At 75.1% G+C, this 11,547-nt stretch carries 10 protein-coding genes; 6 read left to right on the top strand and 4 right to left on the bottom strand.

Features of this window, described 5'->3' with window-relative positions; translation table 11 throughout:
• Positions 1 to 183 precede the first annotated feature (183 nt).
• The 4 genes from HLA93_RS16200 to HLA93_RS16185 all read left to right on the top strand — a co-directional run bounded on the left by HLA93_RS16200 (position 184) and on the right by HLA93_RS16185 (position 3,020).
• On the top strand, positions 184 to 996 hold the full coding sequence (locus HLA93_RS16200; RefSeq protein ID WP_222195446.1) for a TIGR02587 family membrane protein: 813 nt from the start codon (positions 184 to 186) through the stop codon (positions 994 to 996).
• Positions 997 to 1,006: 10 nt separating this feature from the next.
• Positions 1,007 to 1,483 (top strand): hypothetical protein, encoded by a 477-nt coding sequence (locus HLA93_RS16195; protein ID WP_222195445.1) that lies wholly within the window; start codon positions 1,007 to 1,009, stop codon positions 1,481 to 1,483.
• A 123-nt stretch (positions 1,484 to 1,606) separates the two neighbouring features.
• Positions 1,607 to 2,182, top strand: a complete 576-nt coding sequence (locus tag HLA93_RS16190) for a GNAT family N-acetyltransferase (protein WP_222195444.1) — start codon at positions 1,607 to 1,609, stop codon at positions 2,180 to 2,182.
• A gap of 232 nt (positions 2,183 to 2,414) precedes the next feature.
• Entirely contained in the window at positions 2,415 to 3,020 is a 606-nt protein-coding gene (locus HLA93_RS16185; protein ID WP_222195443.1) for a hypothetical protein, read from the top strand.
• Between the two features lie 5 nt (positions 3,021 to 3,025).
• Here HLA93_RS16185 and HLA93_RS16180 read toward each other — a convergent pair whose 3' ends face one another.
• From HLA93_RS16180 to HLA93_RS16165, 4 genes are all read right to left on the bottom strand, one after another.
• The gene (locus HLA93_RS16180) at positions 3,026 to 4,285 is read right to left on the bottom strand and encodes an AI-2E family transporter (RefSeq protein WP_222195442.1); all 1,260 of its coding nucleotides are present in this window, start codon (positions 4,283 to 4,285) and stop codon (positions 3,026 to 3,028) included.
• Positions 4,286 to 4,529: 244 nt separating this feature from the next.
• Positions 4,530 to 5,132 (bottom strand): CAP domain-containing protein, encoded by a 603-nt coding sequence (locus HLA93_RS16175; protein WP_222195441.1) that lies wholly within the window; start codon positions 5,130 to 5,132, stop codon positions 4,530 to 4,532.
• A 72-nt stretch (positions 5,133 to 5,204) separates the two neighbouring features.
• Positions 5,205 to 6,806 (bottom strand): amidohydrolase family protein, encoded by a 1,602-nt coding sequence (locus tag HLA93_RS21660; RefSeq protein WP_222195440.1) that lies wholly within the window; start codon positions 6,804 to 6,806, stop codon positions 5,205 to 5,207.
• Positions 6,806 to 8,218, bottom strand: a complete 1,413-nt coding sequence (locus tag HLA93_RS16165) for a serine hydrolase domain-containing protein (protein WP_222195439.1) — start codon at positions 8,216 to 8,218, stop codon at positions 6,806 to 6,808. Before HLA93_RS16165 ends, HLA93_RS21660 begins: the two co-directional genes overlap by 1 nt.
• A gap of 169 nt (positions 8,219 to 8,387) precedes the next feature.
• Between HLA93_RS16165 and HLA93_RS16160 the strand changes: the two genes are divergently transcribed.
• Together HLA93_RS16160 and HLA93_RS16155 are read left to right on the top strand one after the other, a co-directional pair.
• The gene (locus HLA93_RS16160) at positions 8,388 to 9,776 is read left to right on the top strand and encodes a serine hydrolase domain-containing protein (RefSeq protein WP_222195438.1); all 1,389 of its coding nucleotides are present in this window, start codon (positions 8,388 to 8,390) and stop codon (positions 9,774 to 9,776) included.
• A gap of 148 nt (positions 9,777 to 9,924) precedes the next feature.
• The gene (locus tag HLA93_RS16155) at positions 9,925 to 11,511 is read left to right on the top strand and encodes an ABC transporter substrate-binding protein (RefSeq protein WP_222195437.1); all 1,587 of its coding nucleotides are present in this window, start codon (positions 9,925 to 9,927) and stop codon (positions 11,509 to 11,511) included.
• The last annotated feature ends 36 nt before the right edge of the window (positions 11,512 to 11,547 follow it).

Here is an 11,547-nt window from a genome sequence, read left to right as displayed (position 1 = left end):
CTTCGGGGGACCGGGCCAGTGGCGTGTCGGGCCGCGTACCCGGGTCGGGCAGCCACGAAGGGGTCAGCCACGCTGCCGCGGGTAGGGCCGGAAGATGATCACCGCTGGGTACAGCGAGGCCCGCGCCGGGCAGCGGCGGTGGCCTCGACCGGCCGCCCACGGACGGCGGGGAGGGTGGACCCGGTGGGGGCCGCGGTGACCGGCGCGCACCAGCTCGCCCAGAGCAGCGGCCGGGCGTTCGGCGGTGCGCTGCTCTTCTCGCTGCCACTGCTGATGACCATGGAGGTCTGGCAGCTGGGGCTCACCATCCCGCGGTACCGGCTCGCCCTGCTGATGGTGGGCACCGTGCTGCTCGTCGTCTTCCTGTCCCAGCACTTCGGTGCCGGGTCGCCCGGGGTCGGCTGGCGCGGGTCGCTGGCCGACGCCGGGGTGGCGTTCGCGATGGCCGCGGTTGCCGCCGCCCTGGTCCTCGGGGTGCTGTCGGTGGTCGAACCGCTGCGCGGCTGGCGCGACGGCCTCTCGGTCATCGCCATCGAGATGCTCCCGGCGGCCATCGGCGCCTCGTTCGCGCGCAGCCAGCTGGGCGTGGGCGGCCGGCGGGTACCGACGACGACCTACGGCGGGGAGTTGCTGCTGATGGCGGCCGGGGCGATCGTCTTCGCCGCGAACATCGCCCCCACCGAGGAGGTGGTGCTGTTGGCGGCCGAGGTCGGTCCCTGGCACCCGGTGGCCCTGGTCGTGCTGTGCCTGGTCTTCATGCACGGCTTCGTCTACTGGGTCGGGTTCCGCGGGCAGGAGGCCGCCGTGGGCGGGGTGCTGCGCTCGTTCCTCACCCTGACCGTCGTCGGCTACGTGATCGCGCTGCTGCTGTCGGCCTACCTGCTGTGGACCTTCGGCCGGTTCGACGACGTCGGCCTGCTGATGGCGGTGACCGAGTCCGTGGTCCTGGCGCTGCCGGCCAGTCTCGGCGCGGCCGCCGCCCGGCTGATCCTGTGAGGAGGAGACGGTGGACGGGGAGACGGTGGACGGGGAGACGGTGGACGGGGTGACGGCAGACGACGGCCCGCCCCGCGAGGGGGACGGCCGCGAGCCGGGAGTGGACGCCGAGGGGGAGACCAGCCGCGGCGAGTACGCGCTCGGGGTGCTCGGTGCGCTGATCGTCCTGCTGGTGCTGGGCTTCCTGGCGCACCAGGCGGTCGTCGTCCGGGACGGCGACCCGCAGCTGTCGGTCACCTCAGCGACGGCCGAGCCGGTGGACGACGGCTGGTCGGTGCCGTTCGAGGTGCACAACTCGGGCGGCACGACGGCCGAGGAGGTGCAGGTGACCGGGGTGCTCGAACGCGACGGCGAGGAGCTCCAGGAGGCCACGGCCACGATCGCCTACGTCCCGCCGCGCAGCCGGCAGTCCGGTGCGCTGCTGTTCTCCGTCGACCCCGGCACCGGCACCCTGCAGGTCCGGCCGACTGCCTACACCCTGCCCTGACGGAGCGGGGCGGCGATGGCGGCACGGCGTCGGCCGGCCCCGGTCGGCGACCGTTCCTGAGCGCCGTCGGGCCCCGGTCGCCGGGCGGCCCGGGTCGTCGGTGGGCTGTGGTGGAGTGCGCGCATGACGTGGGAGACCCACCCGGTGACCCCGGACCGTTTCGACGACTTCGCCGACGTCGTCAACCGCACCCGCCGGGCCAACCACTGCTGGTGCCTGTCCCATCGGCTGCGCGCCGCCGAGATCGAGGAGCTGGGCGGCGGCAGCCGGGAGCAGGCCATGCGGCGGCTGTGCGAGCGGGAGCACCCACCGGGGGTGGTGACCTACCGGGACGGCGAGCCGGTGGGCTGGTGCAACATCGGTCCGCGCGCCGAGATCACCCGCCTGGCCGGCTCGCGGCTCATCCGGCCCGTCGACGACCTGCCGGTGTGGAGCATCGTGTGCGTCGTGGTCCGCGCGGGCCATCGCCGGCAGGGCGTGACTCAGCCGTTGCTCGAGGGTGCGGTCGCCTACGCCGCCGCGCACGGTGCGCCGGCGGTCGAGGCCCACCCGGTCGACCCGCCCGGGCGGATGGACCTGACCATGGCCTTCGTCGGCACCCGGTCGATGTTCGAGCGGGCCGGCTTCCGCGTGATCGGGACGACCGATGCCGTGGCCGGCGGGCTGCCGCGTCTGGTGGTGCGCCGGGACCTCACCTGACGGTCGTGGCCCGGCACGGGCACCCTGGGGGATCCGCTCGTCTGGACCTCGGCCGGCCCGGGTAGGCCGGTCGGGACGGTGGTGCGGAACGACGGGGCGCCCGGCCCGACAGGAGTGCACAGCCGGGCAGGGACGCACGGACGGGCACGGACGCTGAGCCGAGCATGAACCCAGAGCCGAGCATGGACGCAGAGCCAGCAGCGCCGAGCAGCAGCGGAGCAGAGGAGCAGTCATGAGCAGTGCCGCCGATCGGCCGACCGGGCGCCGGGCGGCAGCAGCCCTGGTCGCGGTCCTCGGGCTCGGGGGGACGGCCGCCTGCGGGCAGGACCAGGCCACCCCGGACGGCGTGACCGCCGAGCAGCTCCGGGACGTGCAGGACGACGTGGCCGCCCTCGAGGAGCGGGTCGCCGAGTTGGAGGCCGCCCGGTCGTCGGCGCCGTCATCGGGGGAGACGTCCGCACCGCCGACCCCGACCGCGACGAGCTCCCCGACGGCCACCCCGACCCCGACCTTCCGCGCCGGGGATGACGTGTCGTTCCGCGGCGAGGTGGTCGACCTGGTCGCCACCACCGACATCGGCACCGCTGTCCGGGTGTCCACCGAGTCGGGGGCCACGGTCAGCGTGGTCTCCGCCACCCCGGTCGCCGACCTCGACCCCGGCGACGTCGTGCAGGTCACCGGCACCGCCACCCGGGTGCAGCGCAGCAGCTTCGAACGGGACTTCGGCATCGCCGCCGACGTCCTCCTGGACGACCCGGACGCCTTCCTGGCAGAGGAGGCCGGCCGGCTGGCCGTCGCCGCCGACCAGGTGCGGCTGGAGGGCGACGGCGCCGACTGACCGGGTCAGCTCGGAGCAGCCGGCGTAGGCGACTCGTCCCGCGGCGCGGGGTGGGTGCGCAGGTACTCGGCCACGCGGTAGGCCACCGCCAGCATCGGCACGGCCAGCAGGGCGCCGGGCACCCCGGCGGCGAGTCCACCGGCCGTCACCCCGAGCAGGATGACGATCGGGTGCAGCTGCAGGGCCCGCCCCATGATCACCGGCTGCAGGACGTTGCCCTCGACCTGCTGCACGACCAGGACGACGACCAGCACGATGACCGCGTCGGTGACGCCGTTGGTGACCAGGGTGACCAGCACGGCGACGGCCCCGCTGACGGTGGCGCCGACGATGGGCACGAACGCGCCGATGAAGGTGAGCAGGGTCAGCGACAGCCACAGCGGCACGCCCAGCAGGAGCAGCGCGGCGCCGATGCCGACCGCGTCGATCAACGCGACGACGACGACGCCGCGGGTGTAGCCGCCCAGTGCGCTCCACGCCGCCCGGCCGGCGCCGTCCACCCGGGAGCGGTTGCGGTCGGGCACCCGCTCGAGCAGCCAGGACCACATCCGGTCGCCGTCCTTGAGCAGGAAGAACACCAGGAAGAAGACGAGCACGATCGCGCCGAGCACGACCAGGCCCATCCGGGCGCCGTCGCCCGGGCTGGGTGTTGCCTCGTAGAGGCGGCTGACGATCTGGTTGCGCACCTCGGCCACCTGCGCGGGGTCCAGCGCGAGCGGGCCCTCGATCAGCCAGACCCGGATCCGGTCGATGCCGGCGGCGAGCGGCCGGGTCAGGTCCTGCAGGGTGGCGACGGCCCGGAAGCCGACGAGGAAGGCGATCCCGCCGAGGACGGCGAGCAGGGTCAGCACGCCGGCGAGCGCGGCGAGCGCGGCGGGTGCGCCGGCCCGGCGGAGCAGCCCGGCGATGGGGGCGGTCAGCGCGGTGAGCAGCACGGCCACGGCCACGGCGAAGGTGACCATCGGCAGCCGGAACAGCAGCCAGAAGACCAGCCAGACCACCGCGCTGATGGCGACCGCCGCACCCCCGAGGACGATCACCCGCAACGCCCAGCCGGGGACCGCGCCGGACGCCGTCCCGCGCGGTCCGGACGCCGGGGGCGCAGCAGGTGGCGGCGCGAGGGGGGCCGGGGCCGCCGGGCGGTGGCCGTCCTGCGCGGCGGTGGGTACTGCCTCCCGCGCGGCGGTGGGTAGTGGCTCCCGCGCGGCGGTGGGTGTGGCGTCCCGCGACCGCGCGCGGTCGGCCGCCCTGGCTCGACGCCTCATCGATGGCTCCTCGGTCGGGTGCTCGCCGGGCGCAGCGCCCCCGGCACCCGGGCGGCCGCTCGCCCGGCGGGACCGGCGCAGCCTGGCAGGTCCGCCGGATCCGCCGGTGGGGTGACGGTCGGCGAGGCGTCGACGTCGATCATCCTGCCCCGGCTACCCGGGGCGCGGTGCCCGCCAACCCCACGGCGGATGACCAGGGTCAGGACCACGGAGGCGCCGAGCGCGAGCAGCGCGGTGCGGGCCCTCAGCAGGTCGGGCCGTCCTCGTCCGGGCGGGTGATCGGCTCGACCGGCGGGGTGGTGCTGGCCACCGGCGGCCGGTCGGCGCCCGCGGTCCGGCCGAACTCCTGGGTGGCCCACACCGACCCGTCGGCGGCGCAGAACACCCCGACACCCAGCCGGTCCCAACCGGGGTTGAGCACGTTGACCCGGTGGTCGTCCGAGCGCATCCAGCCGGCGTGGACAGCGCCGGCGGGCACGGGGCCGGTGGCCCGGAAGATGTTCTCGCCCATCGCCCGGAAGCCGGACAGCTCGTCGCGCTGCAGCACCGCGCCGATGTCCTGGTGCTCGAACCGGCCGGTGTCGGCCATCTCCGCGCTCCAGTCCCGGGCGACGCCGGCCAGCGCGTCGTCCCAGGCCACCGGTTCGAGCCCGCGGGCCTCCCGCTCGGCGTTGACCCGGTCGAAGACGGCACGGGCGATCTGCTCCTCGGGCGGCGCCGACGGGTCCCCGGCCGGTGCCGACCCCGGTGGCGGTGCGGTGGCCACGGAGCCCTGCTCGACCACGGCGCACCCATTGGTGGCCCCCAGCACCAGCAGGGCCGACAGCAGGACCCGGACGGCGTTCACCGGCTCCGCCTACCCCCGGCCGGCGGGCACACGCCCGGCCGGCGGAGAGGTCACGAGATGGTCATGAGCCGCTCAGCGGTCACCCGAGCGCACCGGCCGGCCGGGCAGTGCGGACAGCTGCAGCTCGCCGTCCCGGACCACCGGGGTGCCCCCGACGAGCACGTGCCGGAACCCGGTGGACGGCACGACCCGGGTGTAGGTCGCGTGGTCGGTGACCGTGTCCGGGTCGAGGACGACGAGGTCGGCGTCGGCACCCACCTGGACCCGGCCCTTGCGCCGCATCGCCGGGACGGCGTCCTCCAGGAGCTGCGCGGGCAGCAGCGAGGACCGCCGCAGCGCCTCGGTGAGGGTGAGCAGGCCGCGCTCCCGGACCAGCCAGCGCAGGGTGCGCGCGTAGGAGCCCGCCGACCGGGGGTGGGTGAGCAGCCCGGGCGCCGGCGGCCACTCGTCCGGTCCGGCAGCGTCACCGGGGCCGGGCTCCCCGCCGGAGGCGACCAGGGGCATCCCGCCGGAGGCGACCAAGGGCATCCCGCCGGAGGCGACCAAGGGCATCCCGCCGGAGGCGACCAGGGGCATCCCGCCGGAGGCGACCAAGGGCATAGCGTCGGTGGCGATCGCGGTGTCGGGCAGGGTGAACGAGCGTTCCAGCACGGCCAGGTCGGCGGGGTCGTCCTCGTCGAGAAAGTGCACCACCACGTCACCGCCCGGGTCGGCGGCGCGCAGCTCGGCCAGCCGCGCGGCGTCGGCCACCCGCTCCCCGGTGGGGAGGTAGGTCAGCTGCTGCGGGCCGATCCCCAGCCGGGACAGCACCTCCGGGGCCAGGAACGCCGCACCGATCACCGTCGCCCCGGCACCGTAGGGGTAGGCCTCGGTGCTGACCCGGACGCCACGACGGCGGGCGGTGTCGATCGCGCCGGCGACCTCGTCGATCATCCGCGTCGAGGTGCTGTTCACGTGGCACATGTGCATGTGGGCGCCGGTGCCGGCCGCGGCGGCGATCACCTCCAGCGCGCCCTCCAGCGAGGTGCCGGGCTCGGCGGTGGAGATGTAGCGGGTGTGGGTGAAGGTGGGCACGCCGAGCCGGGCGGCGAGCCCGGCCAGCCGGAAGTACTCCGCCCGGCCGCTGTCCGGGGCGTAGCCGACCAGCACCCCGATGCCCAGCGCCCCGTCGGCCACCGCCCCCTCGAGCAGGTCGAGGACGCGGGCCACGTCCCGGTCGCCGGCCGGCCCGCGCCAGTTCGGCAGCGACTGGTGGGTGGCGAACAGGTCCAGCGAGCCGTCGGCGTCCAGCGGCACGCCGTCCAGCACGTGCATCCGGGCGTCGGTCCAGGAGGCGGAGAAGCCGAAGTTGACCGGCCGGCCCTCCGCCTCGGCGCGGGCGTAGGCGCCGGCCACCGGCAGCACGCCGGCCTCCAGCTCCAGCGCGGTGGTCACGCCGTCCAGCGCCTGCAGCCGCAGCCCGGTGGTGCTCTGCGCGTGGCTGTGCAGGTCGATGAAGCCCGGCGCCAGCACCTGCCCGGTGACGTCCCAGACCTCGCGGGCCGGTGGGGCGACCGCCCCGACGGAGGTGATCGTGCCGCCGGTGAGCCCGACGGCGCGGACCCCGTCCAGGCCGGTCTCCGGGTCGATCACCCGGGCCCCGGTCAGGACGAGGTCGGCGACCGGTGCCGGCATCAGGCCATCCGCGGGTTCGCCCGCACCCCGTAGTGCAGGTACTCGGCGCCGCCCGGGAGGGCGTAGAAGACCACCGCCATCCAGGTCTCCGACTCCGGAGCGCGGGTGGCGAACACCCCCTGCTCCACCGGGTGCAGCGCCAGCTCCTCCACGGTCGCGCCGGACTCCTCGGCGATCCGCCCGGTCGGGATCACCCGCATGACCAGGCCGCCGTCGCGCTCGAACACCTCGGTGGTGATCGAGCTGCGCTCGTAGGTGCCCACGTAGCGGGTCAGCTCCACCTCCGGCGCCTCCGCCGGCGGCTCCAGCTGCTCGGCGACCCGGACGCCGGCCAGCTCGGAGAACACCTCGCTGTACAGGTCGTTGAACAGGTCGCGGGGCTGCCCGCCGTTGGTCAGCAGGGCCACCGCGATGCCCTGCCCGGGCAGGACGCGGAGGAAGGCGTTCTGGCCGAAGGTCGTCCCGTCGTGGCCGTAGAGCCGCTCGCCCTGCCAGTCGAAGCGGATCCAGCCCAGCCCCCACGAGTCACCCAGGGACCAGCGGTCGGGCAGGTCGGTGGAGTGCGCCTGCATGGCCGCGGTCGACGCCGGGGACAGCACCGCGGTGCCGTCGGCCGCCCGGCCCTCGGACAGGTGCATCCGGGCGAAGGCGGTCACGTCCCGGGCGGTGGCGTTGACCAGGCCGGCCGGGCCGAGCGACCGGGGCAGCATCCAGACCGGGGCGACCTGTGACTCCTGGCCCGGCTCCGGGGTGATGTGCCCGACCGCCACCCCGTGCCGGATCGCCTCCTCCGGCAGCGTCGAGGTGTGCGTCAGGCCCAGCGGCTCGGCGAGCTGCTCCCGCAGCACGGCGTCCCACGTCTTGCCGGTGAGCACCTCGACGACCCGGCCGGCGAGGGTGAAGCCGGAGTTGCAGTAGGAGAACGTGGCTCCCAGCGGGTGGTTCTGCGCCACGTCGGACAGCGCGGCGACGTAGCGCTCCAGCACGTCGTCGCCGCGGCCGGTGTCGGTGAAGACGTCGCCGTCGATGCCGCTGGTGTGGTTGAGCAGGTGCCGCATGGTGACCTGGCGGGTGACCTCGGGGTCGCCGAGCCGCAGGTCGGGCAGCACCTCGACCAGCGGGGCGTCCAGGTCCAGCTTCCCCTCGTCGACCAGCTGCATGACCAGGGTCGCCGTCCAGACCTTGGTGATCGAGCCGATCTGGAAGACCGAGTCGGGGGTGACCACCGCGCCGGTCGACTTGTTCAGCACGCCGGTGGCCGCCTCGACCAGCTCGTCGCCGGCCGGCCCCAGTCGCAGGACGGCGAGGCTCGCCCCGGGCACCTGGTGCTTGGCGGCGAGCTCGTCCAGCCGCTCCTGCCAGTGCTCCCGGTCGAGTGCGGGCCGGGCGTCGGTCGTCGGGCTGCTGGTCACGTGCTGCTCCGTCCGTCGGGCTGCGCGGGTCGGCGTCCACCTGGTCGGCCCGTGGCCGCAGCCTGCCGCGTGCCCTGCCGCGCGCCTTCGTCCGCGACGACGAACGCGGCGGACCAGGGCTGGCCGCGACCACGAACCACCAGCTCACCGGCGCTCCTACCGTGCCGACATGACGAAGCTGGACGAGGTCGGAGCCTGGATCCGCGACCGCCTGCCCGCGCTGCTGGCCGAGCACGAGGTGCCGGCCGCCGGGGTGGCGGTGCTCGCCGACGGTGCGGTGGTCGACGCCGCCGCCGGGCTGCTCAGCACCGCGACCGGGGTGACGGCGACGCCGGACGCGCTGTTCCAGATCGGCTCGATCACGAAGGTCTGGACGGCGACCCTGGTGATGCAGCTGGTCGACGAGGGCCTGGTCGCGCTGGAGGACCCGGTCAGCCGGCACCTGCCCGGCTTCACGCTGGCCGACGAGGCCGCCGCCCGCACCCTCACCGTCGGGCAGCTGCTCAGCCACACCGCCGGGTTCGAGGGCGACGTCTTCACCGACACCGGCCGCGGCGACGACGCCCTCGAGCGCTACGTCGCCGGGCTCGGCGACCTGGCGCAGCTCTTCCTGCCCGGCGAGCAGTTCTCCTACAACAACGCCGGCTACTGCGTGCTCGGCCGGCTGGTCGAGGTGCTGCGCGGCACGCCGTTCGACCAGTGCCTGGCCGAGCGCCTGTTCGCCCCGCTCGGCCTCACCCACGCCGCGGCCAGCCCCTACGAGGCGATCGTGCACCGCGTCGCGGTGGGCCACGTGCGACCCGAGCCGGGCGCCCCGGAGGTGCCGGCTCCGGTGTGGGCGCTGGCCCGGTCCAACGCCCCGGCCGGCTCCACGCTGGCGATGCGCCCACGGGACCTGCTCGCCTTCGCCCGCATGCACCTGGAGGCCGGCAAGGCGCCCGACGGTTCGACGGTGCTGGACGCCGGCACGGTCGCGGCGATGCAGCAGCACCGGGTGCAGCTGCCCGACATCCGGGTGATGGGCGACGCCTGGGGGCTGGGCTGGGAGCTGTTCGACGGCCACGGCACCCCGGTGGTCGGCCACGACGGCAACACCATCGGCCAGGCCTCGTTCCTGCGGGTGCTGCCCGAGCGGGGCATCGCCGTCGTCCTGCTCACCAACGGCGGGGACCCCTACGGGCTCTACCGGGACGTCGTCGGGCACGTGCTGCGCGAGCTGGCCGACGTCGGGCTGCGGGAGCTGCCGACCCCGCCGGCCGACCCGCCCCGCATCGACGCGACGCGGTACACCGGCACCTACCGCAGCCGGGTGGCCGACCTGGTCGTCAGCCAGGAGGACGACGGGCGCATCTGGCTGGAGATGCGCCCCAAGGAGGAGGCGCTGGAGCTGGGGGAGCACCCCGAGCGCACCGAGCTCGTCTCCTTCGCCCCGGACACGCTCATCCCGGTGCAGCCGCAGTCGGGCCTGCACGTGCCGTTCGCCTTCCTCGGCGACGACGGCGAGGGTCACGCCCGGTTCATGCACATCGGCCGCGCCGTGCCCCGGGCCCGGGCGTGACGCCGCGGCTGGTCAGCGCCGACGAGCGGAGGCAGGCCACCTCGTCCGGTCGGACGAAGACCCCCCGCCCCGTCGGGGGCAGCCTTCTCGCAATCGCAGTCCAGGTGCTCGCGTACCCGGTGGTCGCGTTCCAGGGAGAGGACACACCATGAGGCTCATCCGGACCGGCGTCGGTGCGTGCGTCGCCGTGACCGTCCTCGCCGGGTGCGGCGGCGACGACGGTGGCGGGGGCGCCGCCGGCGGCGAGGTCGTCGACGGCGGCACCTTCACCATGGCGATGGACGCCGACCCCGGCAGCCTGGACCCGCAGATGTCGGCGTCGTCCAACGTCCTCCAGCTGAGCCGGTTCGCCTACGACCCGCTGCTCAACATGGACGCCGACGGGCAGCTGGTCAGTGGCCTGGCCAGCGACTGGCAGGTCGACGGCCAGGAGGTCACCCTCACCATCGCCGACGGCATCACCTGCGCCGACGGCGAGCCGTTCACCGCTGCCGACGCCGCCGACAACATCGACTACGTGGGCGACCCGGCCAACCAGAGCCCGCTGCTGGGCACCTTCCTGCCGCCGGGGGCGACCGCCACGGCCGACGGCTCGACGGTGACGATGACGCTGGAGTCCCCGGCGCCGTTCGTGCTGGAGGGGCTGACCAGCCTCCCGATGGTCTGCGCGAGCGGGCTGGCCGACCGGTCGGTGCTGGCAGGTGAGAGCCGGGGCACCGGGCCCTACGAGCTGACCGAGGTCGTGCCCACCGACCACGTCACCTACAGCCTGCGCGAGGGCTACACCTGGGGGCCGGACGGGGCAGGCACCGATGCCGAGGGCATGCCCGACGAGGTCGTCGTCCAGGTCGTGCCCAACGAGACGACGTCGTCGAACCTGCTGCTCTCCGGCGGCCTGAACGCGGCCACGGTGCTCGGCCCGGACGCCCAGCGGCTGACCGGGGCCGACCTGTTCGCCAGCACCCAGGACGCGGTGCTGGGGGAGATGTGGTTCAACCACGCGGCCGGCCGGCCCGGTGCCGACCCGGCCGTCCGGACGGCGCTGACCCAAGCGCTGGACCTCGGCGAGCTGCAGGAGGTGCTCACCGGCGGCACCGGCTCCCCGGGCACCACGTTCGCGACCTCCGCGCCGGTCGCCTGCCCCGGTGACTCGGTGTCCGGCGCGCTGCCCAGCGGCGGCCCGGAGGCCGCCGCGGAGACCCTGGACGCCGCGGGCTGGACGGCCGGACCCGACGGCACCCGGTCCAAGGACGGGACGCCGCTGGAGCTGACCTTCATCTACAACAGCGGCCTGGGCACCGGCGGTTCGGCCGCGGCGGAGCTCGCCTCGTCCACCTGGCAGGAGCTGGGCGCGGAGGTCAGCATGAGCGGCCAGGACGACACCGCGCTGCTGGAGACCGTCTTCGGCAGCGGGAACTGGGACGTGACCTGGCTGCCCCTCAACGTCAGCAGCCCCGACCAGCTGGTGCCCTTCGTGTCCGGGCCGGCCGCCCCGGAGGGCAACAACTTCGCCTCCATCGACAACGCCGACTACACGGCCGGCGTCGCCGAGGCGATGGCGATGAACGGCAGCGAGGGCTGCGACACCTGGCTGGCCGCGGAGTCCGCCCTGGTGCGCGACGCCGACGTCATCCCCTTCGCCAACCAGACCGTCAACACCTTCGGCAGCGGGGCCCGCTTCGAGTCCGGAGGCGTCGCCGTCGTCCCGACCAGCATCCGGATGACGGCCGGCTGAGCACCCGGACGGGAGGCAGCCGGCAGCGGACCGGGG

Source organism: Modestobacter italicus, assembly GCF_019799965.1.
Classification (GTDB): Bacteria; Actinomycetota; Actinomycetes; order Mycobacteriales; family Geodermatophilaceae; genus Modestobacter; species Modestobacter italicus_A.
This window is presented reverse-complemented; position numbering and strand designations above follow the sequence as displayed.